The 26,602-nt window shown below is 49.8% G+C and carries 27 protein-coding genes; 1 reads left to right on the top strand and 26 read right to left on the bottom strand.

Annotated elements, in window-relative coordinates; genetic code table 11:
- From J0X21_RS06675 to pth, 21 genes are all read right to left on the bottom strand, one after another.
- Positions 1–480: an HD domain-containing protein gene (locus J0X21_RS06675; protein WP_206811428.1), complete on the bottom strand. Its 480-nt coding sequence runs from the start codon at positions 478–480 to the stop codon at positions 1–3.
- Between the two features lie 224 nt (positions 481–704).
- Positions 705–2,375: a formate--tetrahydrofolate ligase gene (locus J0X21_RS06670; RefSeq protein WP_206811395.1), complete on the bottom strand. Its 1,671-nt coding sequence runs from the start codon at positions 2,373–2,375 to the stop codon at positions 705–707.
- Positions 2,376–2,478: 103 nt separating this feature from the next.
- Entirely contained in the window at positions 2,479–3,171 is a 693-nt protein-coding gene (locus J0X21_RS06665; protein WP_206811394.1) for a DUF881 domain-containing protein, read from the bottom strand.
- Positions 3,172–3,882, bottom strand: a complete 711-nt coding sequence (locus J0X21_RS06660) for a DUF881 domain-containing protein (protein WP_206811393.1) — start codon at positions 3,880–3,882, stop codon at positions 3,172–3,174.
- Between the two features lie 72 nt (positions 3,883–3,954).
- Positions 3,955–4,404 (bottom strand): nucleoside-diphosphate kinase, encoded by a 450-nt coding sequence (gene ndk, locus J0X21_RS06655; RefSeq protein ID WP_206811392.1) that lies wholly within the window; start codon positions 4,402–4,404, stop codon positions 3,955–3,957.
- 14 nt (positions 4,405–4,418) lie between these two features.
- On the bottom strand, positions 4,419–6,353 hold the full coding sequence (ftsH, locus tag J0X21_RS06650) for an ATP-dependent zinc metalloprotease FtsH (protein ID WP_206811391.1): 1,935 nt from the start codon (positions 6,351–6,353) through the stop codon (positions 4,419–4,421).
- A gap of 208 nt (positions 6,354–6,561) precedes the next feature.
- Positions 6,562–7,995, bottom strand: coding sequence for a tRNA lysidine(34) synthetase TilS (gene tilS / locus J0X21_RS06645; protein WP_206811390.1), 1,434 nt, complete (start codon positions 7,993–7,995; stop codon positions 6,562–6,564).
- A 152-nt stretch (positions 7,996–8,147) separates the two neighbouring features.
- A complete protein-coding gene (locus tag J0X21_RS06640) occupies positions 8,148–10,235 on the bottom strand; it encodes a SpoIIE family protein phosphatase (RefSeq protein WP_206811389.1) in 2,088 nt (695 codons plus the stop codon).
- 197 nt (positions 10,236–10,432) lie between these two features.
- Positions 10,433–10,816 carry a S1 RNA-binding domain-containing protein gene (locus tag J0X21_RS06635; protein WP_206811388.1) on the bottom strand — a complete coding sequence of 128 codons (384 nt, stop codon included), beginning with the start codon at positions 10,814–10,816 and terminating at the stop codon, positions 10,433–10,435.
- A gap of 118 nt (positions 10,817–10,934) precedes the next feature.
- On the bottom strand, positions 10,935–11,243 hold the full coding sequence (locus J0X21_RS06630) for an FtsB family cell division protein (protein WP_236006097.1): 309 nt from the start codon (positions 11,241–11,243) through the stop codon (positions 10,935–10,937).
- Positions 11,224–11,460: a sigma factor-like helix-turn-helix DNA-binding protein gene (locus J0X21_RS06625; protein WP_206811386.1), complete on the bottom strand. Its 237-nt coding sequence runs from the start codon at positions 11,458–11,460 to the stop codon at positions 11,224–11,226. Before J0X21_RS06625 ends, J0X21_RS06630 begins: the two co-directional genes overlap by 20 nt.
- A gap of 140 nt (positions 11,461–11,600) precedes the next feature.
- Positions 11,601–12,107 (bottom strand): spore cortex biosynthesis protein YabQ, encoded by a 507-nt coding sequence (gene yabQ, locus J0X21_RS06620; RefSeq protein ID WP_206811427.1) that lies wholly within the window; start codon positions 12,105–12,107, stop codon positions 11,601–11,603.
- Positions 12,108–12,127: 20 nt separating this feature from the next.
- Positions 12,128–12,406, bottom strand: coding sequence for a sporulation protein YabP (gene yabP / locus J0X21_RS06615; RefSeq protein WP_206811385.1), 279 nt, complete (start codon positions 12,404–12,406; stop codon positions 12,128–12,130).
- Positions 12,407–12,533: 127 nt separating this feature from the next.
- Entirely contained in the window at positions 12,534–12,794 is a 261-nt protein-coding gene (locus J0X21_RS06610) for an RNA-binding S4 domain-containing protein (RefSeq protein WP_206811384.1), read from the bottom strand.
- A 112-nt stretch (positions 12,795–12,906) separates the two neighbouring features.
- Positions 12,907–13,182, bottom strand: coding sequence for an HU family DNA-binding protein (locus J0X21_RS06605; RefSeq protein WP_206811383.1), 276 nt, complete (start codon positions 13,180–13,182; stop codon positions 12,907–12,909).
- An 81-nt stretch (positions 13,183–13,263) separates the two neighbouring features.
- Positions 13,264–14,721 (bottom strand): bifunctional methyltransferase/pyrophosphohydrolase YabN, encoded by a 1,458-nt coding sequence (gene yabN / locus J0X21_RS06600; RefSeq protein WP_206811382.1) that lies wholly within the window; start codon positions 14,719–14,721, stop codon positions 13,264–13,266.
- A 69-nt stretch (positions 14,722–14,790) separates the two neighbouring features.
- A complete protein-coding gene (gene spoVT, locus J0X21_RS06595; RefSeq protein WP_206811381.1) occupies positions 14,791–15,351 on the bottom strand; it encodes a stage V sporulation protein T in 561 nt (186 codons plus the stop codon).
- 175 nt (positions 15,352–15,526) lie between these two features.
- Complete coding sequence (locus tag J0X21_RS06590; protein WP_206811380.1) at positions 15,527–16,486, bottom strand: peptidylprolyl isomerase; 960 nt, start codon at positions 16,484–16,486, stop codon at positions 15,527–15,529.
- Positions 16,487–16,523: 37 nt separating this feature from the next.
- A complete protein-coding gene (gene mfd, locus J0X21_RS06585; RefSeq protein WP_236006096.1) occupies positions 16,524–20,060 on the bottom strand; it encodes a transcription-repair coupling factor in 3,537 nt (1,178 codons plus the stop codon).
- 406 nt (positions 20,061–20,466) lie between these two features.
- Entirely contained in the window at positions 20,467–20,643 is a 177-nt protein-coding gene (locus J0X21_RS06580; RefSeq protein WP_206811379.1) for a hypothetical protein, read from the bottom strand.
- Between the two features lie 74 nt (positions 20,644–20,717).
- Entirely contained in the window at positions 20,718–21,275 is a 558-nt protein-coding gene (gene pth, locus J0X21_RS06575) for an aminoacyl-tRNA hydrolase (RefSeq protein ID WP_206811378.1), read from the bottom strand.
- Between the two features lie 87 nt (positions 21,276–21,362).
- Between pth and J0X21_RS06570 the strand changes: the two genes are divergently transcribed.
- Entirely contained in the window at positions 21,363–22,148 is a 786-nt protein-coding gene (locus J0X21_RS06570; protein WP_206811377.1) for a PRC-barrel domain-containing protein, read from the top strand.
- On the opposite strand, the gene J0X21_RS06565 is transcribed toward J0X21_RS06570, so the two are convergent.
- From J0X21_RS06565 to J0X21_RS06545, 5 genes are all read right to left on the bottom strand, one after another.
- Entirely contained in the window at positions 22,145–23,086 is a 942-nt protein-coding gene (locus J0X21_RS06565; protein WP_206811376.1) for a ribose-phosphate diphosphokinase, read from the bottom strand. The two genes, J0X21_RS06570 and J0X21_RS06565, sit on opposite strands and share 4 nt — an antisense overlap.
- A gap of 15 nt (positions 23,087–23,101) precedes the next feature.
- Positions 23,102–24,463: a bifunctional UDP-N-acetylglucosamine diphosphorylase/glucosamine-1-phosphate N-acetyltransferase GlmU gene (gene glmU / locus J0X21_RS06560; protein ID WP_206811375.1), complete on the bottom strand. Its 1,362-nt coding sequence runs from the start codon at positions 24,461–24,463 to the stop codon at positions 23,102–23,104.
- Positions 24,464–24,612: 149 nt separating this feature from the next.
- Positions 24,613–24,867: a septation regulator SpoVG gene (spoVG, locus tag J0X21_RS06555; protein WP_206811425.1), complete on the bottom strand. Its 255-nt coding sequence runs from the start codon at positions 24,865–24,867 to the stop codon at positions 24,613–24,615.
- 223 nt (positions 24,868–25,090) lie between these two features.
- Positions 25,091–25,900, bottom strand: coding sequence for a pur operon repressor (purR, locus tag J0X21_RS06550; protein ID WP_206811374.1), 810 nt, complete (start codon positions 25,898–25,900; stop codon positions 25,091–25,093).
- 4 nt (positions 25,901–25,904) lie between these two features.
- Positions 25,905–26,591, bottom strand: a complete 687-nt coding sequence (locus J0X21_RS06545) for a GntR family transcriptional regulator (RefSeq protein ID WP_206811373.1) — start codon at positions 26,589–26,591, stop codon at positions 25,905–25,907.
- Positions 26,592–26,602: the final 11 nt, after the last annotated feature.

The raw sequence follows: 26,602 nt of genomic DNA, 5'->3' as shown, positions 1-26,602 counted from the left end.
CTAATATGTAATGCGCAGCATCGAATCTCCAAATTTATAACAGTCGGCACGCGCCGTACAGCTGCGGCAATCCCTGGCCCAGTCATCTGCCAGAGCCAAAGCCTCTCCCAGCGCGCTTAATCCCGGCTGTCCATGAAGCCGATGCTCGCGTATTCCCTGCTCAATGATGCCGATCTCACTCCCGGAAAATCCACAAGCCGCCAATATCGGACGAGCTAATTCAGCACTTGCCAGGGCATGATCTTTCCCGGTTTCATACTCCAGCCAACGTCCTATATCATGCAAAAGCCCTGCCGCATATACAACTTCCCGTTCCGGTTTTGTTCCTTTTTCCAGGAGATACGCATGGGCAATGCGGGCCACGGCCAACCCATGTTCAAAGCCATGTTTGCAGAACTTCCTTTCCCGCTCCATCTCTTCAGTTTTTTCCAAATGTCGTTGGAATTCAGGGTGATCAATCAGGTCATTGACCCGCTTCATCGAACTCAAGGAGTCACCCCCCCTCGTATTTTTCACCAGGGCTAAAGAAATGTATTCAGGTTTCAGTATCCTAGGGTTTCAACTCGTTTACCCGTTATCTTACACAGGCTTCTGTCTTCTGTCTTCAGACTCCTCCTGACTCCTGTCTCCTGTCTTCTGATCCTCTCGTACATTCCTAAAGAAAAGAGACCCCAGGTTTGACCCAGGGCCTCTTTGCTCCCATCTTAGAACAGTCCTGTGATTTTTCCTTCGGCGTCAATGTCCATATTCATAGCAGCCGGACGCTTGGGCAGTCCCGGCATGGTCATGATCGCACCGGTGATAGCCACTAAGAAGCCTGCGCCTGCAGAGAGACGGACTTCACGCACCGTGATCTTAAAACCGGTCGGGCGTCCCAAAAGTGCCGGATCATCAGAGAGGGAGTATTGGGTTTTGGCCATAACCACCGGCAAATTCCCGTACCCCAGATCCGTATACTTCTGAATCATGGTTTCAGCTTCTTTACTGAAGTTGACCCCGTCCGCTCCGTAAATCTCGGTACAGATCTTTTCGATCTTGTCTTTAATCGGGAGTTCGGCTTCATACAGCACTTTGAAGTTGGATTTCTTCTCTTCCATCACTTTAAGCACAGTCTCAGCCAGTTCTCTTCCGCCTTCTCCGCCTTTGGTGAAGACTTCGGACAGAGCAACAACAGATCCCAGCTCTTGGCAGCGTTTGCGGATAAAGTCAAGCTCAGCCTCAGTGTCGGACGGGAAACGGTTGATGGCTACAACGGCCGGAACTCCGAATTTGCCCATGTTCTCGATGTGTTTCTCCAGGTTGACAATCCCTTTGGCCAGGGCATCGAGGTTCTCGGCGTTCAAGTCAGCCTTGGCCACTCCGCCGTTCATCTTAAGGGCACGCACGGTGGCGACAATAACGGTTGCATCCGGTTTGAGCCCGCCGAAGCGGCACTTGATATCATAGAATTTCTCAGCACCCAGGTCTGCTCCGAACCCTGCTTCCGTAATCATGTAGTCAGCCAGTTTTAAGCCGAGCTGTGTGGCGATAATGCTGTTGCAGCCATGGGCTATGTTGGCAAACGGTCCGCCGTGAATGAAGACCGGAGTATTTTCCAGGGTTTGTACCATGTTCGGTTTAATGGCATCTTTCATGAGCAGCGCCATGGCGCCTTCTGCTTCCAGATCATGAGCGGTGACCGGCTTGCCGTCGTAGGTATACGCCACGACAATTTTGCCGAAACGCGCTTTCAAATCCATGAGATCGCTGGCTAAGCACAAGATCGCCATAATTTCGGACGCAACCGTAATGTCAAAGCCATTCTCACGGGGTACCCCTTCCGTACGGCCGCCTAAACCAATCACAATTTTACGGAGGGCGCGGTCATTCATATCCATAACCCGGCGGAACACAACCTGACGCGGGTCAATATTCAGCAGGTTTCCTTGCTGCAGGTGATTGTCGAGCATAGCAGCCAGCAAGTTATGAGCCGAGGTGATGGCGTGGAAGTCCCCAGTAAAGTGCAGGTTGATGTCTTCCATCGGGACAACTTGGGCATAACCGCCGCCCGCTGCTCCCCCTTTGACTCCGAAGCAAGGTCCCAAAGAGGGCTCACGCAAAGCGATCATTGCTTTCTTACCCATCTTAACCATCGCTTGGCCTAAACCAACCGTGGTCGTTGTTTTACCTTCTCCGGCGGGGGTTGGGTTAATGGCCGTCACCAGGATTAACTTGCCGTTTGGTTTGTCTTTCACCCGGTTCCACACATCCAATGAAACCTTTGCTTTGTACTTTCCGTAAAGCTCGATGTCGTCCTCAGAGAGCCCGACCAGTTTCGCAACCTCAGTAATCGGCTTCATCTGCGCTTCTTGGGCGATTTCGATGTCCGTTTTCAAATAGATTCACTCCTCTAACTTGTAATTTTGACCAGACTAAATAAAGTGATTCGCCACTTATCCTAATTTCCCTGCTAGCTTACCCAAGATTTTCTGTGAAAATTCAAGGCTTTGCCTGCTTGAAACTATAAGAACCTTTATATGACGGGACCCCTACCACTTTACGGGTAATACTGACAGTCACCCCTTTAAGCTTAAGAATCTCTCCTTCTAAGTTCGAAAAATAATCAACCAAGGTTGCCTGATCCCCGATGGCATTGATCTCGTAGGGCAACCCAGAAGCTTTGCTCACCGGAACCCGGTTGATTAAGATCGTCGAGGTTCCGCTTAAGACAATATCAGTCGTGGCCACAATTCTCTGGTTGTTAATACTGATCGCCTCAGCCCCTGCAAACTTCAACGTATTGACAATGCGGGCCAAATCCTCCGTTGAAAGGGGCACGACTTCTTTATGGTCTTGCTGCCGGTCATCAATGGATATCTGGACGCCCGGACCTTGCACTGCCATGGTGCCGTCCATCATTTTAAGCTGATCCAGTTCGGCCAGGACCTTGGGATTAATTCCTCCTTCTTTACGGGCTTTATCCAGTTGAGCGGCTAAGGTCTTATTATCTTCTTTCAGGCGGGTATTCTCTTTTTGGGCATTGGCCAGAATATTTTTCATAGAAGCCATTCTCTGCTGATTGATGAGCTCCGCATCAGATACACTCTTATGAGTTTCAATTTGGAGGGAAAATAGAAATCCCAAAGCTATGGCGACCAAGGTCACCGGTAAAGCCAGGCTTCTCTTCCACATTTACGTTCCCTCCTTGACCGGTTCGGCAAAGCGAAACTGTTTTAGACTTCCTGCCGGAAGTCTCAGGTTATCGACTACCTCTAAGCGGCGTGTAATCCCATACTGGGTTTGGAAGTTACCCAACATTTCCCACATGTAGAAATCTAAGGCCGATTGCAGTTTGCGGCTGTCCCCAATTGCTTCTATCGTATAGGGTGGCATCTGACGCGTACCGTTAATTTGAATATAAGAACCGCTGCAAAAGATTTCCGTGGTACTGGTAAGGCGCTGTCCATTGACCGCAATCGCTTCAGCACCGCCATTCCATAAATAATTCACTAAATTACGGATATATTCCTCGTGAATGAAATAGTTGCGCAGGTCCTCAACATTCGGTTCAATCAGGCTTGAATCATCAAGGGTTATGCGAATACCCGGACCGCTGACAGGCACAAGCCCCGCGTTCATCCGGGCTTCTGTCAGCTGCTGCTCCGCCAAGGAGGAAGCATTCAGCCCTTCCGTATATTTAACCAGTTCCTGGCGCAGCTTATCATTTTCATTGGCTAACTGCTGGTTTTCCTGCTCAGTCTGGACCAAGCTGGAAATGGCCGCCTCAGGTTTTGGTCCTTGGTCGCCGAGTACACCCTGGGTTTTCAAAAGCAAAACAAATAAAAACCCAATCAGGATCGAGGCCACGGTAACCAGGTGTTTGATATCCGGACGTTTAGGCATGACGGGATTACCCCCTCAGACTTTACTTTCTCATTAGCCAAACAGAAAGACACCCGTTAGGGTGCCCTTCACTTACTCACTCAACCACTCTTGGCCAACCTTTTGGTATTCTACCAATTCATTTGGCTTGAAGTAGAGTGAGATTTCTCTGTCTGCACTCGTCACGGAGTCGGATCCGTGGATGACATTACGGCTGATATCCATTCCAAAGGCCCCCCGGATTGAGCCGGGATTGGCATTGGCCGGATTCGTGGCGCCCATCATTTCCCGGGCTAGAGCAACCACATTCTTGCCTTCCCATACCATAGCCACTACCGGAGAGGACATAATATAATTGACAGTTGGCTCAAAAAAAGCCTTTCCCCGGTGCTCGGCATAGTGCTCTTCGGCCAAAGCCCGGTCAACCTGCATCAACTTCATTCCTACGAGTTTGAATCCTTTGCTTTCAAAGCGGGCAATGACTTGTCCCACTAATCCGCGCTGAACGGCGTCAGGCTTAAGCATTAAAAACGTTCTTTCCATAAACTTCTTCACTCCTATTCAATTTTAGCCTTTTCCACTTCCAGATCCTGACCCAGCCCTTCATCTGTGTTGTGCCCTTCATCTGGACTGCCCTCCGCCGATTCTCCTTCTGCTAGCGGAAGATCTTGTTCGGGCCTATGCTCCGGATTATCAAACTTCGCCATTAAGGCGGCAAATTCCTTCGCCTCCAGAGTTTCTTTTTCCATTAAAGCCTCAGCAATCGCATGCAGCTTGGGCATGTTCTGCTTAATCAGATTCTGAGCCTTTTGATAGCACTCATCGATAATCCGCCGGGCTTCTTTGTCAATGGCATAGGCGACCGCTTCACTATAATTGCGGTCGCGGGCAATATCCCTGCCTAAGAATACTTGTTCCTCTTTATGACCGAAGGTCAAAGGACCTAATTCCTCGGACATTCCTAATTCCGTAATCATTTTGCGCACCAAACCGGTGGCCCGCTCCAGGTCGTTAGAAGCTCCGGTGCTGATTTCATGCAGGACCAGCGCTTCCGCAACCCTGCCCCCCAAGAGCATTGTCACTTGATCCAGTAGTTGGGATTTGGTCATATAATTGCGGTCTTCTTTAGGCAAGAGCAAGGTATACCCGCCGGCGCGGCCGCGCGGGATAATCGACACCTTGTGCAAGGGGTCGGTATGGGTTAACAGTTCGCCCACCAAGGCGTGTCCGGCTTCATGATAGGAAACCAGCTTCTTCTCAAACGGACTGATCACCCGGCTCTTTTTCTCCGGACCGGCGATCACGCGCTCGATGGAATCCTCGAGTGCGTTCATCTTAATCTCTTTCTCACTGCGTCTGGCTGAAAGAAGCGCCGCCTCGTTCACCAGATTCGCCAGGTCGGCTCCGGTGAAGCCCGGAGTCCTGCGGGCCAGTACCTTTAAGTCCACATCTTTGCTTAAAGGCTTATTGTGCACATGCACCTGCAAGATTTCTTCCCGTCCCTTGACATCCGGCACATCCACCGTCACCTGACGGTCGAAGCGCCCGGGCCGCAAAAGCGCCGGGTCTAAAATATCCGGACGGTTGGTAGCGGCAATGATGATAATGCCTTCGTTGCCATTGAAGCCATCCATCTCTACCAGCAGCTGATTCAAGGTTTGCTCCCTTTCATCATGGCCGCCGCCGAGACCGGCTCCCCGCTGTCGTCCCACTGCGTCAATCTCATCGATAAAGACGATACAGGGAGCATTCTTCTTGGCCTGTTCGAACAAATCCCGGACCCTGGAGGCTCCGACACCGACAAACATTTCCACGAAATCCGAGCCGCTGATGCTGAAAAAGGGCACTCCCGCCTCTCCGGCAACCGCACGCGCGAGCAGGGTTTTTCCGGTTCCGGGCGGGCCGAAGAGAAGGACTCCCTTCGGAATTTTAGCACCCAGTTCGTTGAATTTTTTCGGATATCTAAGGAATTCCACAACCTCCTGCAGTTCTTCCTTGACCTCATCCAAACCGGCAACGTCACTAAAAGTTACCTTTTTCTTCTCATCACTGACCAGACGGGCCCGGCTTTTTCCGAACTGCATGACCCGGTTGCCCCCGCCTTGCGTCTGCTGCATCATAAAGAAGAAAATCCCGACGATGATCAAAGGCAGCAGGAGGGTAGTCAATAGCCCGGTCCACCACGGCGCTTTAGCCGGCGGCGTATAATCTACCACACTGACATGGTTCTTTAAATCAGACACCATCTGAGGGTCATCTGTCGGTCCGAGAACATCAAACTGCTTCCCGTCCTTCATCGTCACCGAATATAATTTCCCGTTCTCATCCTGGACAATCTTGACTTTGTCAACCCTGTTTTCGACTACGGCTCTGCTAAACGCATTATAATCCAACCCCTGGTCCTTGGCGACCGGGGTATTTGTCCATCTGATCAACATTATCGCCAAAAGGATAATGAGTAGATAAACAGCCGCATTCTTAAAAAACTTCAACGATTGGTCCTCCTCTCTGATGGAAAACCGCCTAGCTCCGGCGCAATATTACATATTATACCACGCAGGGAGGCCTTTTACAACGAGGCTTCCGCTCATCTTAGACTTGCCAGGTATATAATTCATTCGTCCGATCTAATATATCCTAAAACTAATAAATCTTTCCTGTTTTTATTTTTATCATTATGACTAATTTCGTATGCTATAGCTATAAACTAATTTCGTCTGATACTTTTAGTACACAATAAGCTCGGGGAGAATCCTGCTCAGGCAAGGCCAGATCGCTTCTCTTGACTCCGGGAATCCATAGAACCTCGCTCCCTGCGGCAATTAAAGGCAGCCGTGAGCGCCGCTGTGCTTTAATTCTTTCTTCTTGAAATACCTTTTTCAGGTCTTTATGCCCCACTCCCTTAAGCCACATCTTGTCCCCCGGCCGGCGCGTACGGCAAACCGGAGGTTTGCTTAAGCCAAAAAACTTATGCAAATCAAAGACCGCAACATTCTCTCCGCCTAAGGCTGTTTCCTGTCTATCGTCTGTAAAAATCCCCACTTTAATACCTAATTCGGGGATATCCACCCAAGTTCCTTCTTGAAGCCGCACTTCTATCTGAGGCTTTAATTCCTTTTCTTTTTTCTTTGGCCTATAAACATACTTTTTGGTTTTAAAGCAAATACTCTCTGGATTTATTTCGACTTGAAACCTAGGTAAGTCCTGCCTCCAGTGAAAATTTTCTTGGGAACGGGCAGCCAGCCCTTGCTCCATCATTCTGACAATATAGTCGTAACCCAATCCCCGCGGCTCGCCGCTGATCTTAGTAGCAGCCCGCCGCAAAACCCGGCTCACTAGTGCAAAAGGCTGTTCGATAACCCCAATCTTTAAGCGAATTTCCGCAGCCGTATCCTGAATCAGATAATCCCGCCAAAGTTCGTCCGCTTTTCCCTGCAAATACTCCTCATCCCAGCGCATTAAGTCCGCTGTGCGCCCGAGAGCCTGCACGATCTGGGGATTATATTCCCGGGCCAACTGCGGGAGCAGCTGGAGGCGGATCTTATTGCGCACGTACACGGGCTCCTCATTTGAACGGTCGAGCGCATATGGCAATCCTGCCATGGCGCAATAGACCAGAATCTCTTCTTTCGTTACCGTTAACAAGGGCCGCAGGACCCCGTTATGACTGGGTAAGATTCCCGCCAGCCCAGCCGTCCCGCTTCCGCGCAGCAGGCGGTATAGCACCGTTTCCGCCTGATCCCCGAGATGATGAGCGGTAGCCAAATGCGTGCACCCATATTCTTTCATGTCCTGTTCCCAGCGTTCATAACGCCAGGCACGCGCCCCTTCCTGAAAGGACTGTCTGCTCGAGCGTGCATACTTTTTAGCGTCAAAGCGGTGAATCACGCAGGGAAGACCCCAATCTTCGGCCAATCGCCGCACCAGCACCTCTTCCTCTGCAGACTCCGGGCGCACTCCGTGATTGACATGGCTGAGCACAAGCTCCAATTCCCTCTTTTTTTCATCCATGGCATACCGCCACAGGACATGCGCCAAGGCCACTGAATCCGGCCCGCCGGAGACAGCCACTAAGACTTTAGCCTTAGGCGGGATCAGTCTCGGCAGCACCCGTGCGCGCAGTTTCTCATACATCAAGCCGTTCTCCCAAACCTTTTTATTTCATCCCAACTTATCTTCACTTCTGAATTCTGAATTCTGAGTTCTGGCTTCTCTCAATTATATCATATCCAATTCATGATATAAGCTAGACTTCTACGGCACTTGAAAGGGGCCGTTTTGGCCCCTTATTCATCCCAGTGATTCTTTTTAATTACCAGTACCACTCCGTCGTCGTACATCTGGTCATTGCTCAAGCGGCGTGCCTCTTTGGCAATTTCATCGGCCAGCTCCTGCGACTCCTTGAATGTCAGCTCCTCCAGGAAGTATTTCAGCCATTCCGTCCCATCCTTAAGCGCATCATCAATCCCATCAGTCACCATAATCAGGACATCCCCGACCCCCATGTTCACCTCAAGCACCCGCAGCTCAATTTGGTTTAAGATTCCTACCGGAAGTCCGGAAGAACTCAAGGTCTCAATATGATCATCCTGTTTTAAGTAGCTTGGAGACGCCCCTGCTTTAATCAGCTTTACCAGGTCGGATTCCAGATCCAGAACCGCCATGTCTACCGTCACAAAACTCTCTTCCGGAGAACGCAGAACCAAGATGGAGTTCAAGGCCTGAATCGCGCCTTCCGGTTCGAACCCGGTACTAAGAAGCTGCTCCAGATGCGTTAAGGCTGTGGCACTTAATTTGGCGGCCCCTTCACCCACACCCATGCCATCACAGAGAATAAAAGCGTGGGCGTTAGGAGCATAAGCCAATGAAGCATAATTATCTCCGCTGATACCGTTGCCTTTTTTTGAGAAGCTGGCAACCCCGACATCCAGGAAATTGCGGCGCCTGCGCGCTAACCCGGAAGACTTGTCTTCCTCCCAATTATGGCGGACATGAAGTTCTTTGGCAAACTGCCCGATGACTTGGGACACATTTTTAAACTGTTTGGATAAAGCCTCCTGGTTAAGGGCCAGGCGCTTGCGCCAGGCCTCATGATTCTGCTCTTTCTCAATGATAAACTGAACCCCTATCAGCATCTCCTTGGTGCGACCGCAATGACGCCGCCACTCCACCGGGAGATCGGCAGCCTTCAGATTCTTGCGCCGTTCAACTTCCTCGAACAAACCAAACAGGTAGCGGTAGGTCTTATAAAACTCGCGCTCCCAACAGACATTTATGGTCGGACAGGAGTGGCACACCCTCTCCACCAGAACATTCATCAGATCCGGAATCTCCGGGCGGCCCTCGGTCGCTTCCGCCTCTGCCGCCTGATAGCTTAAGGCAATTTGATCCATAATGTCAGCCAAAGCTTTCACCTTTGAAACCGTCGCTTCAACCTCCGGCATCGGCTTTTCCTTCAGGAAGTCCGTCTTAACTCCGGGAGACGGCCAGAGTAAGAAGAGCACCAAACCCAAGGCCGAGGACACGAGCTGGGAGTACAGTTCTTCCGGATGCATAAAGTAACTGAACATAAGCGTCACTGCCAAAAAGGCCGCGCCTAAACCCAGCTTGCCAAAACGGCGAAAGGCTCCGCTTAAAAACCCGGTCAGTCCGTAAATCCCAGCATTAATAAAGTTTTGTCCCTCTAGGCTCAGAGAAGGCAGGAACCCGAGCACGGCTCCCACCCCTGCAGCCGTCCCGGCCCCGTAACGTTCAGCCACAAACAGGATAAAAAAGCTCAAAACCACCACCGGGAAATCGAACTCCGCCACTTGCAAGCCATGCAGGCCACTTAATACACCAATCAGTATCAAAAGCCAGGCTACACCCTGTTCCCCTTTGAACTCTCCCCGCCACACAGCCTCCTGATGAGTGAGTGCAAACCAAAAGACAACCGCGATCCCTCCGGACAGAATGCTGAAAAGCCCCACCATGAGCAAGGCCAAAGGGTCAGGATCGGAGAAGCTTAAAGCCGCACCGGCCACGACGGCTGCAGCAAGAGCCGTGAGCGCGGCTAAATAAAGTCCTTCGCGTTTACTCCCTCTGATTCTAGGAAAAATCACTGCCAGTGCCCCCAGAATCAGGACTGCTTCAAACGCAGCCACCGGATCTCCCAGAGTAAGCTGCCCGGCGGCTACGCCCAACAGACCTAACTGATAACCCTTTCGCCCCCTTAGAATAAGGGCCGCACCAAAGGCAATCCCGAATGGGTGGACCATAAGTACGTTTCCACGGGCTAAAATAACTCCCAGAATTAATGGAACTAAAGCATTGTTAAAAAAATTCCTCTCTTGCCGCAGCGAGTGTCCGGCTTTAAGAGTTGCCCATTCAGCCATAACGTCACCTCTTACCACTTTATGGAAACATTATAACGCAAAGGGCTTGGCAAAGCTTGTCTATAGACGTCGCTTCGGGCAAACAAGTTTCGACCCAATCCTTGCTCACGAACTTAAAAACACTGTAATTCTCTTCAATAAACAAAAATAGAACCGCCCTCAGACGGTTCTACTTTCCAAAATCAATTTCTCAATATTTAATAACGGCTGGAGCCTCTGCCACCACGCTTGGATTCGGTTGCCCGGCGGTACTCAAGCTGACGCTCGTCACTGTCTTTAATAAACTTGGCCAATTTATCCTCAAAAGATACGGTTGGCTGACGTCTTTCACGACCGGCACGGGCGTTAGGGTTGGCCTGCTTAATTGATAAACCGATTTTACCCTTGTCATCTACATGAATCACTTTTACTTTGACGCGGTCCTGTTCCTTAAGATAATCTCTGACATCTTTGACGTAGGCATCTGCCACTTCCGAAATGTGGACAAGTCCGGTAACCTTATCCGGTAATTCTACAAAAGCGCCGAAGTTCGTGATCCCGGTTACCACTCCTTCAACTATGCTGCCAACCGCGATGGCCATACGAAGAAAACTCCTCCTTGTTATTAAAAATAAATATAATTAATGTCATTATATTCCTAGTACACAAGCGCTGTCAAGAAAAGCAAAACGGGGAATATTACCTGGGAAGCCTCGAAATCTACGGGCTGCGCGGGGCAATTAATATTTCTCCTTTCTTGACTAATCCCAACTGTTCCCTCGCCAATTGTTCAATATATGATGGCGTATTCAAAAGAGCAATTTCTTCCTCCAACTTCTTCTGCTCCTGAATCAGCTGAGCCTTCTCCGAGTTAAGCTTGGCCATCTTCTCTTCCGTATTCACATAAAGGTTCCATACATTCCAGGCCGAACTTGCGGTTAAGACCAGGAAAAACGTCCAGGCCAGCACATACCCGGGACGAATCCGCTTGCCGGAGGTTTTCTGCTTCTTAGTCTGTCTCTTCGTCAAACGTGTCCTCCCCTTCCAGCCCAAGCTCTCCTCCTGGGATAATGCACACAATTTCATACCCTTTGTTCTTGGCTCTTGCCAGTAAAGTGGCCACGGAGCTGGGACTCAGGCGCAGCCTTTTCCCGATCTGTTCCAGAGATTGCCCGGATTCCTTGAGCATTACGGCCTGACGCTCACGAAAACTTAATTTCTCCAATCCCCGGATTTCGAGGTGCACCTTCCCTCATCCTTACTATCCTTAATTATGCACAGCCTGTGAATAAAATGTGTACAAATCCATTACATATTGTGGACAATACGTCGACATTCTTATTATACAAGGCTTAAGGAGAAGAATCAATCCATCTTCAGGAAAAATTACCCATTGGTCCTAGGAGGAAAGTGCTGGTCCCACCATTCACCGGCTTCGCGTTTAATTTGTACCGCCCGAGGCATGAGCAGCGCTTCACCGGCCCGGTAAAAGAGCAAGCTTAGCCAACGCAAGAAGGCATACAGTGGCCTCATGAGCAAAACCAAGGCCCGCAGCGGATACCTAAACAAGCTTATCAGCCCAAGCAAGGTCTTTTTCACCAGGTCAAACGTGCTGAGAAGAAAATGTGTGACAAGTCTGCTGAACAGTCTTAGGTAAAGGAGCAGCCCCAAAAGGCTTACCCAAAAAATATAAAAGCGAAAAGCCAAGCTATTTGCCTTTTCTAAAAAAAACAGAAATATCACTAAAGCCCCGAAGGAAAAGAGGATATCCCCCCCGAAGGTGAGAATCGGACCCCATTTCATCCAACGGCGCACGGAACGGTAAATATCAAATCCAAGACCTATGGCAAAGCCAGCCGTCACTAACCAAAAAAATGTTTCGAACTCAGAGATTGAACGTCACTCCTTTCACCTTAACGGAAAATCCGGCCCCATAGGCTGTGTCTTTCCCCTTGGCCAGACCGGCGCGGATACTGAAGCATATCAATATGCCCCTCGACCTCTACCAGCCCATCCTGAAGATCTAACTGCTTAATCCCCAGCCCTTCCCCTTTAATGCCTAAGATTCCCTGCTCCGTTTCAAGCAAAATATCCTTGGGATCGAAAGACTGAACTTTCTTCACTCCGTTAACCGATAGTTTTTGCCTGTCTTCCAGGTGCAAGTGATGGCCTTTGCCGCTAACTTTCTCCATTGCGCCCATCCCCCTATAGCTTTTCTTCTTAAACGATATTCCCTTAAACGAACCTTTAGACATGAAATGTAAAGAAAACAGAGAAAGCTGCCACCTAACGCGGGTAACAGCTTTCCTTGCCCAAGTTTTACTCTGATCTTTTTTCATCACGCAATACTTCATATAAAAGATGGGCCTCATCCGCGCGCGCTAAATTCGGAGTGGCCACCACCTTGACTTCCATGATCCGCTTCCCAAGGTTAAGCGTTAATACATCTCCGGCTTTTACTTCCGCCGAAGGTTTGGCGGTTTTGCCATTTAAATTGATCTTTTCCCCCTCACAGATCTCTTTGGCTACCGTCCTTCTCTTGATTAAGCGCGATACTTTCAGGTACTTATCAATGCGCACCGGACAATTCCCCCGATATCTCCTAAGATTAAGATCGTAATTTATATTAGGTAAAACACTCGGTGAAAAAAATATCAGGTTCGCAAACGAACCTGATTTTTTAAGGCTGATGTTATTTTTGAACTGCGTCTTTCAGGGCTTTGCCCGCCTTAAATCCAGGAACTCTGGAGGCTGGGATGGTGATTTTCTCTTTGGTTTGAGGATTTCTCCCGGTCCTCTCAGCCCGCTCTTTGACTTCAAAGGTGCCAAAACCAACTAATTGCACCTTGTCATTTCCGGCCAGGGCATCCTCGATAGCGGATAACACAGCATTGACCGCTTTTTCGGAATCCTTTTTCGACATATCGGCTTTCTCGGCAACAGCAGCAACTAACTCAGCTTTATTCAAAGTGCTCCCTCCTAAATATGTAGATTGACATCTTTATAGTTCGCGATAAAATACCAAACTCCTGCATAAAAAGCTTCAAACTCAAGCAAGTTTAGCATTTTTTTCTTCTAATTTTGCCCGTTTCCACAGAACATCTAGCTGTTCCAAGGAAAGTTCTCCCAGATTATTCCCGTCTTGGGAGGCAAATTCCATCATTTTGTCGAACCGATGTTGGAATTTGCGGACAGTCTCCCGTAAAACCTCCTCAGCATCAAAATTCATTAAACGCGCCAGATTGACCACTGCAAAGAGGAGATCACCCATTTCTTCTCTTATTCCATGGTCTTCCCGAAGAGCCTGTTCCAGCTCCCGACACTCTTCTTGCACTTTGACCCACGCTCCGTTCCAATCCGGCCAGTCAAAGCCTACCTTGGCCGCCTGGCGCTGGGTCCGCTGGGCCCACATCAGGGCGGGCAAACCCTTGGAGCCCTCGAAAAAACGGGTCTTGTCATCATTTTGTGCCTTTTCTTCAGCTTTTATTTGCTCCCAGGTACGGATCACCTCACGGGCCGTTGCAGCCTTCCCTTCTCCGAATACATGGGGATGACGGCGCACGAGTTTGGTAATAATCCCGTGCAGGACGTCTGTCATATCAAATTCCCCGGCTTCAGCCGCAACTTGGGCATGAAAAATAACTTGTAATAGTAAGTCTCCCAATTCTTCACACAAATTATACACATCTTGGTTTTCTATGGCTTCTATGACCTCATAAGCTTCCTCAATCACATATGGTTTTAGGGAAACATGGGTCTGCTCCCGGTCCCAAGGACAACCGTCAGGGGAACGTAGAATTTCCATTATTTCAACCAAGCGTCCGTAGGTATAGCTTTCAGAATTAGGAGATACGACGACAGTTGTCAAGTGATCAAATTCTTGATGGTCCAGCTCGTACAAAGGGCATTTTAAGACATTGGGTTCCTTTGACCCCAGGGCTTTCACCACCATAACCTCTGCCTCATCCGGGTAAGCGCGCATCAAGTCAAGTTTTATCTCTGAAGCTACCAGTTTATCATACACCTGCGGAATGATCAGCCATTGACGGCTGTCAATCCCGGCAGTTTTTAAGCCCTCCTGGCTAAGGACGCTGACCCCTTCAATCGGATCAAAAGAGACGGCTCGAAAAATCTCATCTAAAAAACTCAGTCCCGGGTGTATGATAAGCTCGCATTCCGGGGAAAGCTTGTCCACAAGTAAGCGAACCGTCCTCTCCGCGACATTCGGATGCCCCGGAACAGCGTAGATGATTTCTTCATTTTGCACTAATTCATGACGCAAGCGGGAAATGATTCCTTCGTACACCTCTTCAAACGACTTGCCGCTCTCATACATCTCATCAAACGATTCAAACCGGATGCCCTCTTCCCGCAATTCTTCAGCGCACGGATGGCGCGCAGTGCGCATAAACACCTTGTCAGCCTTCTGAAGCAGGCGGTAGCTTCCTAAAGTCAGCTGCTCCAGACCCGCCGGTCCCAACCCGAGAATATGCAGTTTTTTCCCCAAAACCGCCACCTCCAGGGCTATTGTACCAGAGGTGCGCACCGGATGCAAAAAGGGGCTGTTCGCCCCATTTTATTGTTCCATTTGTTTAGCCAGGAACCCGGCTGCCGTTTCAACCAACTTGACTTCGAGATCCCCCATTTTCACATTAGGGTCTTTAGAGCTTAAGACCACAACTCCAATTGGGTCTCCTTCAGAAATGATCGGAGCCACTACTTCATTCGTAAGATTACAATCGTCTTCCTCATTTTCAGGACAAGTCTTACAAGCGGCATGTTCCCCCGGTTTAGAAATTTGCAGGGTTTTACGTTCAGACATCGCCTGCTCGGCCGCAGGCCCAATCGGTTTGTTCAGATACTCTTTCTTGGAAGCACCTGAAACCGCGATAATCGTATCCCGGTCTGCAATGTATGCGATATGCCCGGTCGCTTCATACAATGAATCAGCATACTCCTTGGCGAAATCACCCAACTCTCCAATCGGAGAGTATTTTTTAAGGATAACTTCCCCCTCCCGGTCGACAAAAATCTCTAACGGATCTCCCTCACGTATACGAAGTGTCCGACGAATTTCTTTGGGAATAACAACACGGCCAAGATCATCAATTCTTCTTACAATTCCTGTTGCTTTCATTGGACGCTCATCCCTCCTTTATGTTCGTTCTGCATCATCGTGTTCACGTACATCAATTCAATGATAGTATATATCCCGGCAACCCGGATTATTCATTATTTTCCAAAGAACAAAAAAGAAGGCAACTCATGCAAAAGCTGCCCTCTCTTGTTTAATTTAACCAAATGAAAAATTCTTATCCCTGCGGCTTAAAAGCAGAACTATACTCGATCTTGGCGTTGCCGTGAATTTGATCGTAATAACTTTGGAGCTTTTTCCCTTTCGCATCCGTCAGGGCATCCTGCTTAATCTGGTCTTTATACTTGTTAAAATCTCCCGGCACCGCATTTTTATGATCTTCGACCAAAATTACATGATACCCATATGTGCTTTTCACCGGCGCCTCAGAAACAGTCCCAACCTTTTGGGCAAAGGCTGCATTCGAGAACTCCGGTACCATATCCCCCTTGCTGAAGTAGCCTAACTCTCCCCCGTTATCCTTGGCAGTCGGATCCGTGGACTTTTCCTTGGCCAGCTGCTCAAAAGTTGTAGCTAACTGGCCGGAGTTCATTACCGCTTTCAACTGGGAAATAATCTGTTTGGCTTCATCCTCGGTGGCAACAACAATATTCTTAGCCTTAACCTGCTCCGCCTGTCCGCCGTAATTTTGGGGATTGGCCTCAAAATAAGCCTTGACTTCCGCATCACTGACCTGAACATCGTCCGTGAGTTTTTGCGCCAGGGCAATCTGATTCCGGTAGTCATCTAACGTTGCCAGATACTGAAAGGCTAGAAGCTGTTTCAGTTTATCTTCCCCGCCTGCATCTTGCTTGTCTTTTTCTACCTGTTCTGTCACCTTGGAACTATTGACATCTACATTGAGTTTCTTGATTTCCTGCTCAATGATTTTGCTTCCAATCATGGATTGAAGTACGGCATCCTTAAGCTGTTTCTGCTGATCGGCAGTCAGCTTGGATCCCGAGTTATCCTCAACCGTTTTCTGCATCAAAGCGACGCGTGCATCATAGTCGGTCTGGGAAATCTGTTCTCCGTTTACTTTTGCCACCCATTTCCCTCCGACCAGTGAAGAACAACCGGTTAATATAAAACTAAACGCCAAGAGTCCTGTCAGGATACCCACGAGGGGTTTCTTCATCTCTTCACGACCTTTCCTACTCAATGTACGTATTATATCAGGGACTTGTCCGCGAAGCAATGTCGGAAAAGGTCGAAATAGCCCTGCGAACCGCTTTCAGGATTTCCTCCTGGCCCACCGTACGCAGTCTGATCTTACATTCCAGGTTGCCGTTGGCACTGGTTCCGAACGAGAGCGGATACGGGCTGCCTGCAGCGATTTCCATCAGTTTTTCCCCGCTCAATCCGGGATCACGGGCAAAACGAAAATGCACGTATTGTTTGAGCTGCTGAATCTGTTCGATTTTAAGCTCCGCCGCCAGCCATTTAATCCGGATAATCTGAAGCAGGTTGTCAACCACCCTTGGTGGTGCTCCAAAGCGGTCCACCAGTTCATCCACCATCTCACTTAGACCCTCTTCGCTTTTAAGCACAGCCATCCGCTGGTAAAGTGATGCTTTAACCTGACGATCCGAAATATAATCATCCGGCAAATAGGCATCCACTTGCAGTTCAATTGAAGGTTCTACTTCCTCTTCCACCTGTTCTCCCCGCAGTTCCTGCACGGCCTGTTTAAGCATCTGCACGTACAGGTCAAAGCCTACTGCCGCCAAGTGCCCGTGCTGCTGGGCTCCGATTAGGTTTCCGGCCCCCCGGATTTCCAGATCCCGCATGGCAATTTTAAAGCCGGAACCGAATTCCGTAAACTCCCGGATGGCGCTCAGGCGTTTCTCCGCTACCTCCGTTAAAATTTTCTGCGGTTTATATAGAAGATAAGCAAACGCTTTGCGGTTCGAGCGTCCCACCCGCCCCCGCAGCTGATAAAGCTGGGCCAGCCCCAGGCGGTCTGCCTCATCAATAATCAAGGTATTGACATTAGGCATATCGAGCCCGGTCTCAATGATCGTGGTGCAAACCAGGACATCCCGTTCTTGCTCCAGGAAAGCCAGCATCTCCCGTTCCAGTTCCGTCTCACTCATCTGGCCATGGGCAATTCCATACCGTGCCTCCGGGACCAACTGGCTGAGAAAATGCGCGACCTGCTCCATATCCTCCACCCGGTTGTGCACATAGAACACTTGACCGCCCCGATGGATTTCCCTGCGGATGGCATCGCGCACCAGGTCGGGGCGGTATTCCGCCACATAGGTCTGTACAGGGTAGCGGTCCTCCGGAGGAGTCTCGATCACACTCATATCCCTTACCCCGACCATGGCCATATGCAGGGTACGGGGAATCGGAGTCGCCGTCAGGGTAAGCACGTCTACATTCGCCTTTAATGTTTTTAATTTTTCTTTGTGAGCCACTCCAAAACGCTGTTCCTCATCAATAATGAGCAGACCTAAGTCTTTGAACTTCACCGCCTCCGCCAGCAGGCGGTGAGTTCCTACAACTAAATCAATGCTTCCGTCCTTCAACCCCGCCAAAATTCTTTTCTGTTCCTTAGGAGAGCGGAAACGGCTGAGCATCTCGATCACCACCGGATAGCCCGCAAACCGCTCGCGGAAAGTGTTAAAATGCTGCTGGGCCAAAATCGTAGTGGGGACTAAGATTGCCACCTGCTTGCTGTCAGTTACCGCTTTGAAAGCAGCCCTTAAGGCCACTTCTGTTTTGCCGTACCCGACATCCCCGCACAAAAGCCTGTCCATGGGGCGGGTACGCATCATGTCTTCTTTTACTTCCTGGATACACTGGAGTTGATCCGGAGTCTCCTCGTACGGGAACTTCTCTTCAAACTCCTTTTGCCAGACATTGTCCGGAGAGAAAGCATATCCCCGGCTCGCCTCTCTTTGGGCATAAAGCTTTACCAGGTCGATCGCCATCTCTTTGACCGCGCTGCGAGCCTTGCTCTTAACCTTATGCCACTCATTCCCGCCCAGTTTATAGAGTTTAGGGACATCATCCGCATCCGCTCCCAGGTATTTTTGCAAAAGATACAGCTGGTCCAGGGGGACATAAAGCCGGTCCTGCCCCGCATACCGCAGGGCAAAATAATCTTTTTCCACGCCCCCCACTTGCAGCCGTTCAATCCCCACAAACTGCCCAATCCCATGCTGAACGTGAACCACAAAATCACCGGGCTTGAGATCAGAAAACTGCAGCCGTTCTCCGGTTTTCTCCCGTGCCGGCGGATGTTTGACAGGAGCTTTGCGCTCGCGGCGGTAGATTTCCGCCTCTGACAGAACGACCAGTTTACTCAGAGGGAGCTCAAAACCCTGATCCAGGGAGTAAGGATAGACATAAACTCCCCCTTCTTCGACCGGGTCTTCCATCGTGCGCCGCCTGGAAGTTATTCCCCGGTCTTTAAGCCCCTGAATCAAGCGGTCGGCATGTTCCTTATCTCCGGCAAAAAGGGCAACTACATTCCCGTTTTTTTGCCAGCGTTCGATTTCCTCAGCCAGGACCCCGGTTTTTCCCATAAACCCGGTTAGAGAGCGGGAATTGGGATTCACAATTCGCCGGGGTACAAACCCAGGCACTTCCCGCGGCAGTGTAGATATGCCAAGCAGGCTGGCCTTTTTCCCATAAGTCAGAACATCTTCATAGGAAATAAACAGCGGTTCGGGGCTGACAAAAGCCTCCCCCTGCTCCAGCTGCTGCGTGAATTCCTCGAGCCTTTCCCGTGTTTGAAAATCAAGCTGTTCTTTAAGCCGGGACGGTTCATCGAGAATAAGCAGGCGGTCCTCCGACAAGTAGGAAAAGAAATCGACCAACACTTCCGGCACCAAACTCAGATACGGGTAGACATTTTCATCCAGAATCCCTTGTTCCAAACGTTCTCTGACATGTTCAACCTTTTCGCTCAAATTTGCCGCCGCTTCCTTGCGGTCGGCCCGCTCAAGCCGCCCCAGGGCTTTGCGCGCCTGCCCGGCGACCTCCCAGCTTAAATTTCGAAGTTCCTCCGCAGTAAGAATATATTCGAGCACCGGCGGAATCACAGCCTGGGTAACGGTTGCAACAGACTTCTGACTTTCCAGATCAAACGTCCGGATCGAGTCGATCTCATCATCAAAGAATTCTATACGCACCGGTTCCCCGTCCAGGGGAGCAATATCCAAAATCCCGCCGCGCAAAGCAAACTGCCCTTTCCCTTCCACCACATCCAGGCGTTCATACCCTGCGGCAATTAAGTTGTTTAAAACTTCCGAAAGCTGATAGCTCTCCCCGCTCTTAAATTCCAGGATCGACTTCTGCCAGCGCTCCCGGGGAAATAAGCGCCTTTCCACCGCCAGGATCGGACTGACCACCGTGCAATGGTTGTCATAGGCCAGCTGCTTGAGCACCGCAATCCGCATCGCCGTCGTTTCCCGGCTTCGTCCCAGCAGCTCAAACGGGAGCCACTCCGTCGCCGGAAATAAAAGCACATCCTCATGCGGAAGCCATGTTCTAAGATCATTCACCCATTTCTGGGCCTGCTCGTCCGAAAACGTCAGAATAAGCCCGGGCTTGCGTCCTCTCAGGAGCTGGGCCACGTACGCAGCTTTCTGGCTTCCGGTGAGATTGTATACCATTTGCGGCCACTCGGGGAGAAGTTCCCGCAAGTCATCGTCTCCGACCTCCAGCCCTTGGCGTAAGTGGTTATAAATCGTCTTCAAAAAAATTCATCCTCCAATGCAACATAAAGAAAACTTGGCTTACGCCAAGCCTTAGGGCGCAGGCGAAAGCCCGTTAGTCCGTGAAGGACTAACGCACTTGTTTAGTTGCACTTATGCGCCCTCAAAGTGATACTTCCTGAAAAGCCAAAAAAGCGAACGTCCGCAAGGACCCCCTGGTCATGGTTCGATATTGGATACTATAGAAGTATTCAGAATTCAGGAGTCAGTACTTGATCAGTACTCAGAATTCAGGAGTCAGTACTTGATCAGTACTCAGAATTCAGAAGTCAGTACTTGATCAGTACTCAGAATTCAGAAGTCAGTACTCAGAATAATAAAGCTGCTTTATTCGTCTTCTGTCTTCTGTCTCCTGTCTCCTGTCTCCTGTCTCCTGACTACTCAGAATTTAATGCAGAACCCTGTCGGGTTCTACGTCCAGTTGGCGCATACAGTCTGGACACAGGGCATAGGCCACATTCCCAACGATATCCATTATAGAATCCGGCACTTCCCCGGTCAAGTCATCGAGTTCGATCTCTCCTAAAATACTGTCGCAGGCATGGCATACTTTTAGCATCAACAAATGAAAACACCTCCATAACCTTAGGTTTACCCCAGGTTGTAGAGGCTATACCCAGACTTAACAATTCAGCTGATTCAACGGTTATACAAATTCATGGCTTTAACCCCGTCCCCTTTAAGCCAGAGAAGCGCGGCCTGATGCGCACGTTCCAGCATCTCTTTCAGTACAGGCATTTCTTCTTTGCTAAAAGGAGAAAGCACATAGCGGGCGGGGTCCCATTCTGCCGGCGGGCGGTCTACTCCCAGCTTCAGGCGCCAGAATTCCTCCGTTCCCAATTCCGCAATCACCGAGCGTATACCATTGTGTCCGCCCGCACTCCCCTGAGCCCGCAGCCGCAGCCTGCCCAGAGCCAGATCCATATCGTCATGCACAATCAGGACATCCTGGGAAGGGACCTTATAAAACCCTGTCGCTTCCCTTATTGCCCGTCCGCTTAAGTTCATAAAAGTCTGGGGTTTGAGCACCAGCACCCGCTCCCCTTCAATACTCCCCTCAGCCGCAAACGCCTGAAACTTCGGCCGGAAACTCAAATTCCCTTCCCCTGCCAGCAAATCCGCCAGCATAAAGCCCACATTATGACGCGTCGCCGCATATTCAGCGCCCGGATTCCCCAGGCCCGCAATAACCTTCATCTCAACCTCCCGATGTGAGCATAAGTTTCAAAGGACAGAGTATACATGTTTATAAGATACCAATCAAGTCTAAAGGGGGCGTAAATCTTGAAGCCTAGCCGCAAATTCCTTTCCCTGCCCATCATTACTCTGCACGAGGGGCAACACATCGGATATGTGAAAAGCCTAATCCTTGATCCCAAGTCCAAATCACTGGCAGCCCTGGTGATCGATCCTAAAGGCTTTTTCAAGGACCAGCGCATCATTCCCTACAGCAAAGTAGTTAGTGTCGGAGATGATGCGATCACGATCGATAAGAGCAGTCAGGTGGAAAAACCGGCTAATCTCCCGGAAATCCTCACTCTCATTAAAGAAAAGCTAAGCATTATCGGCACAAAAATCGTTACGGAAAGCGGTAAAGTTTTGGGCATCGCAGATGAATATTACATCGAACCGGAAACAGGAAAGGTTAAAGAAATTGAAATATCCGGCGGAAAACTTGAAGGCTTGCTTAACGGCAAAGCCCGCCTGCAAGCCGACCAGCTTGTGACGATCGGTCATGATGTCATCGTAGCCCAAAAAGGAAGCGAAAGCGGCCTGATCGTCTCAGACAAGGGGCTGAGCGATACCTTCAAAAACATCATTCACTCCACTTCCCATTTTGCCTCCGAAACCACGCAAAACGTCAGCCAGTACTTCAAGAAGGACAAAAAAGAAGTAGCCAGCGTTGATCCCGGCGAAATGACCGCCGCCGACACTGAGTTCAGCGATGAAGTCATGCTTGCCGGGAATATAGACCCAGAACAGATAAGTGCTGAAAACTCCGCAAACGATGCTGCCCCTGATCCAGAGCCAGCAACGGATGCCCCAGAAAAAGACATCAAAGAAGTCTAACTGAAGAGCTTGCTCACCGACAAATCCTCGTGAATCCTGACCATGGCTTCCCCGAGCAGGGGGGCCACGGACAGCACCTTGATGCGCTCAATTCTCTTTTCGGGAGTCAGGGGAATTGTATTGGTTACAACCACTTCTTTGAGCACAGAATTCTCCAGGCGCTCGATCGCCGGGCCGGACAAAACCGGGTGGGTACAGCAGGCATACACCTCTTTGGCCCCGCGGTCAAGAAGAGCCTGCGCCCCTTGGGTAATTGTGCCGGCAGTATCAATAATATCGTCAATCATCACCACGGTTTTTCCCTCTAAATCTCCGATGACATGCATGATTTCGGAGACATTGGGTTCCGGGCGTCTCTTATCAATAATGGCGATGGACGCTCCGATGCGCTCGGCAAAGTTACGCGCCCGGGTGACTCCCCCTAGGTCAGGGGATACGACACATACATCCGAAAGTTCTTTTTGCCGGAAATACTCCGCCAAAATCGGTACTCCCAAAAGATGATCGACCGGAATGTCGAAGAAACCTTGAATTGCCGGGGCATGAAGATCCATGGTCACAACCCGGTCAGCACCTGCGGTGGTGATCAGGTTCGCCATTAACTTGGCCGTGATCGGATCGCGCGCCCTTGCTTTGCGTTCTTGACGGGCATACCCGTAATAGGGCATGACCGCAGTAATGCGGCGGGCGGACGCCCGTCTTAGACCGTCTATCAGGATTAATAATTCCATGATGTTGTCATTGGCCGGGTTGCATGTGGGCTGAATCACAAAGACGTCCGCTCCACGCACACTCTCATTAATCTGAATGGCGATTTCCCCGTCCCGGAAGTGACCGACCTTGGCTTCTCCGAGGGGAATCCCGAGATACTCCCCAATTTCCTCCGTTAACTCGCGGTTGGCATTCCCACAGAAGATCTTTAATTCTTTTGCTGCCATTTGTCGTTTTTCCCCCTACTTTTTCCTTCGGTTCTGCCAGTTCTCCTTTACAACCTGCTGGCTGCGCTCCACTACCAGGGCATGGTCCGGAACGTTTCTTGTAACCGTTGAACCGGCTCCGGTCATTGCCCCTGCGCCAATTTCCAGTGGAGCCACTAAATTGGTATTGCTCCCAATAAAGGCCTGATCCCCAATCCGGGTCGAATGTTTGGAAACCCCGTCGTAATTACAGGTTATGGTTCCCGCCCCGATATTGACAGAGTTACCCACACTGGCATCCCCTATATAACTCAAATGAGGGATTTTAGACCCCTTGCCGATAAAACTATTTTTAATCTCGACAAAATCTCCGACCTTTACCTTTTCTTCCAAATGGGTTCCCGGACGCAAATAAGCAAACGGACCTACATTAGAAGCCGGGCCAATAACCGCATCCCGGGCAACGGTGTGGCTGATTTGACATCCTTGGTGACATGTGCATGAATCCAGAAGTACATGCGGCCCAATCACCGCATCTTCCTCAATCCGGGTAGCTCCTCGCAGCATGGTAAACGGAAGCAGGGTTACATCTTGTGTCAACTTCACCCCTGCTTCAATAAAAGTAGAGGCCGGATCAGTAATCGTGACCCCTTCATCCATCCAATAACGTAAAATACGGTCTTTCAAAATGGCTTCTGCCTCAGCCAGCTGCCTGCGGGAGTTTATTCCAATGGCTTCAATCGGATCGTCCGTACGAAAAGTTAAAACTTTTTTGCCCTTCTCTAAGAAATGTGAGAAAACATCAGTTAAATAGTATTCTCCTTGGGCATTCTGTGGTTTTATCTGAGCTAAAGCTTCTTTCAAAGCATTGACTTTAAAGCAATAAGTTCCTGTGTTAATTTCTTGAATGCGCCGTTCCTCAACGGTCGCATCTTTTTCTTCAACGATTTTAAGCAATTGGTTCTTATCTTTAATAACACGGCCATAACCACAAGGATCGTGAAGCATCGCGGTCAAAACCGTGGCACTTGAGTCCTCCGCCTCATGCAGACGCCAGAGAGCCTGCAGAGTTTCTGCCTGCAGCAGGGGCTGATCCCCGCTTAACACCAGGACATTGTCCACGCCTTTGAGATATGGTAAGGCCTGCATTAAGGCATGTCCGGTTCCGAGTTGCTCAGCTTGCATCACAACCTGCACCCGGGAACCAATCTTCTCTTCGACTAATTCCCGGCCATGGCCTAGAATGACTAAGGGCCTTTCAATACCCAGGCCGGTGATTGCATCTAAGACATGCTCAATCAGAGGTTTCCCCGCTAGTTTATGCAGGACTTTAGGAAGCTTGGATTTCATCCGGGACCCTTTTCCTGCAGCCATGACGACCGACGCCCAAACAGGCATAATCTTCTTTCCCTCCATTTTAGTTTAACCTCAATGATATTTTTATACCCGAAATTTATTTATTCGTCAATTTATATCAAATTTCCTCTTTTTACATAGCCGAAAAAGGAGACCCACCAGGGCCTCCTTTCAGTCTTTGTCTTCCAGCATTAAATTGCTTCCTGATAAGCTTTGAGTACTGCCGTTTGGATGACTTCACGGGCAGCAGCGGAAATGGGGTGGGCTATGTCACGAAATTCGCCTTCCGGTGTTTTGCGGCTGGGCATGGCAACAAAGAGGCCATTGGTACCCTCGACAACCTTAACATCATGCACGACAAACGCATTGTCAAAAGTCACCGACACCACAGCTTTCATCTTGCCTTCCACATTGACTTTCCTGACCCGTACATCGGTAATATTCATCATATGCTCACCACCCTTCCCCTTGCCTCAGAGCTTTAACGCCGGTCTTGTGTACGGTATTGATACTATATTCTCCGCTTGGTAAAAAAATCCTGCCTCTTTCGGAAAAATTTTTAATAAATTAAAGCAAACATGCAAGATTTCAGGATTGCGCCGGAAATTCTTAGATATTTGCTCTGTTAAAACCGTTCAAATTGACTTTATTTAATCAAATTGGCTTTATTCAAATAAAAGCGGGCCGCACACTTAAAGGATCAAATTCTTCCAATCTTAACAACGCTAAATAATTTTCGACTAATTTAGGTTCATGCCTAAAGGCCGTCTCCATTAAAACTCCGGTTCCAACCACGGTCGCTTCAAACTCTGCCATCAGATTAATCAGTCCGCGGGCAGTACTCCCCGCCTTCATGAAGTCATCAATGAGAAGAGCTCTGGTCCCAGGTTCCAGCGCCCGGCGCGAAAGGGACATGGTCTGTATTCTACCTGAGGAACCGGACAGATAATTGATGCTGACAGAAGACCCTTCCGTTACTTTATTCCCGTGACGGGCTACCACCATCGGCACCCCCAAAGCTTCGGACGTAACTAAAGCCAAGGGTATTCCTTTTGTTTCCACCGTTACAACCACATCCGGCTTATCCTTGCGGAACGCCCCGGCAAAGATAAGCCCCAAGGGCCGAAGTACTGCCGGGTTAAAGAGTAAATCTGTCATATATAAAAAGACCCCGGCCACGATTCGTTCCGGCCGGCTAAGTTCTTCAGCCAGCTCTTGCAGAACACGCTCTGCCTCATTCTTTGATATCTCCGGAACATACCGTACTCCCCCGGCTGCTCCAGGCAGCGTCTCTAACCGGCCTTGCTGGGACAGGCGCAGACTTTCCCTTACCGAAAGCAAATCCTCACTAATCGTGGACTTCGCCGTCCCAAAGCGTTCCGCCAGAGTATTCAGTGGGACGATTACATTTGGTTTTGCCATCAACACCTGGGTAATCGCAACCATGCGCTCCGCCCGTTTGACTTTCTCCGCAGTCATACCCTTATTCTTTCCCTTCCAGGGCTTGGGTACGCAAGGCTTCAAACATTACATTCTCAGCTGTGACAATATGCGAGTTCGCTAATTCCTGGGCCTTCTCCACATCATGATTCGCTAAAGCCTCCACTATGGCCCGGTGTTCTTCCAACGCATCCCTGACCCGGCCCGGAACGGCCAGAGAGGTGGCCCGGAAACGCTGAATCTGTTCTCTTAAATTCTCCAGGATCTGGACCAGTCTCTGATTGCGGCTGGCTTTATACACCAGGGCATGAAAATCCGTATCAGATTTCACAATCATCTCTAAATCCCGCTCTTCTCCTTCTTTATAAAAGAGCACCCGCTCCATTTGCTCGATCTCATCTTCTGTAACCCGTTCAGCCGCCAGGCCTGCGGCCAAACCCTCAAGCGCTGCCCGGATCTCAAATACATCTGCTACATCTTTGTGAGAGACCCCGGCCACGTAGGCTCCTTTACGCGGGATCATCACCACAAAGCCTTCCAGCTCAAGCTTGCGGATGGCTTCCCGCACCGGTGTGCGGCTGACTCCCATTTCTTCCGCTAATTGAATCTCCATCAGCCTTTCGCCCGGTTTTAAAACTCCGCTGATGATCGCCTCCCGCATGGCTTCGAATACAATCTCCCTTAAGGGTTTATAGCTGTCAAGAGTAACCGGAACCAATCTTCGTTCCATCATTTAAGGCT

The organism is Paradesulfitobacterium ferrireducens, assembly GCF_017310645.1.
Lineage (GTDB): Bacteria > Bacillota > Desulfitobacteriia > Desulfitobacteriales > Desulfitobacteriaceae > Paradesulfitobacterium > Paradesulfitobacterium ferrireducens.
Note: the sequence above shows the minus strand (reverse complement) of the source record. Positions and strands in the feature narration are given on the sequence as shown.

Coding starts and splice junctions, on each gene's coding strand:
- J0X21_RS06675 (WP_206811428.1), bottom strand. CDS start 480: ATGAAGCGGGTCAATGACCTGATTGATCACCCTGAATTCCAACGACAT.
- J0X21_RS06665 (WP_206811394.1), bottom strand. CDS start 3,171: ATGTGGAAGAGAAGCCTGGCTTTACCGGTGACCTTGGTCGCCATAGCT.
- J0X21_RS06660 (WP_206811393.1), bottom strand. CDS start 3,882: ATGCCTAAACGTCCGGATATCAAACACCTGGTTACCGTGGCCTCGATC.
- ndk (WP_206811392.1), bottom strand. CDS start 4,404: ATGGAAAGAACGTTTTTAATGCTTAAGCCTGACGCCGTTCAGCGCGGA.
- tilS (WP_206811390.1), bottom strand. CDS start 7,995: ATGTATGAGAAACTGCGCGCACGGGTGCTGCCGAGACTGATCCCGCCT.
- J0X21_RS06640 (WP_206811389.1), bottom strand. CDS start 10,235: ATGGCTGAATGGGCAACTCTTAAAGCCGGACACTCGCTGCGGCAAGAG.
- J0X21_RS06635 (WP_206811388.1), bottom strand. CDS start 10,816: ATGGCCATCGCGGTTGGCAGCATAGTTGAAGGAGTGGTAACCGGGATC.
- yabP (WP_206811385.1), bottom strand. CDS start 12,406: ATGGAGAAAGTTAGCGGCAAAGGCCATCACTTGCACCTGGAAGACAGG.
- spoVT (WP_206811381.1), bottom strand. CDS start 15,351: ATGAAAGCAACAGGAATTGTAAGAAGAATTGATGATCTTGGCCGTGTT.
- J0X21_RS06590 (WP_206811380.1), bottom strand. CDS start 16,486: ATGAAGAAACCCCTCGTGGGTATCCTGACAGGACTCTTGGCGTTTAGT.
- pth (WP_206811378.1), bottom strand. CDS start 21,275: ATGAAGGTTATTGCGGGCCTGGGGAATCCGGGCGCTGAATATGCGGCG.
- J0X21_RS06565 (WP_206811376.1), bottom strand. CDS start 23,086: ATGGCAGCAAAAGAATTAAAGATCTTCTGTGGGAATGCCAACCGCGAG.
- glmU (WP_206811375.1), bottom strand. CDS start 24,463: ATGCCTGTTTGGGCGTCGGTCGTCATGGCTGCAGGAAAAGGGTCCCGG.
- spoVG (WP_206811425.1), bottom strand. CDS start 24,867: ATGAATATTACCGATGTACGGGTCAGGAAAGTCAATGTGGAAGGCAAG.
- purR (WP_206811374.1), bottom strand. CDS start 25,900: ATGACTGCGGAGAAAGTCAAACGGGCGGAGCGCATGGTTGCGATTACC.
- J0X21_RS06545 (WP_206811373.1), bottom strand. CDS start 26,591: ATGGAACGAAGATTGGTTCCGGTTACTCTTGACAGCTATAAACCCTTA.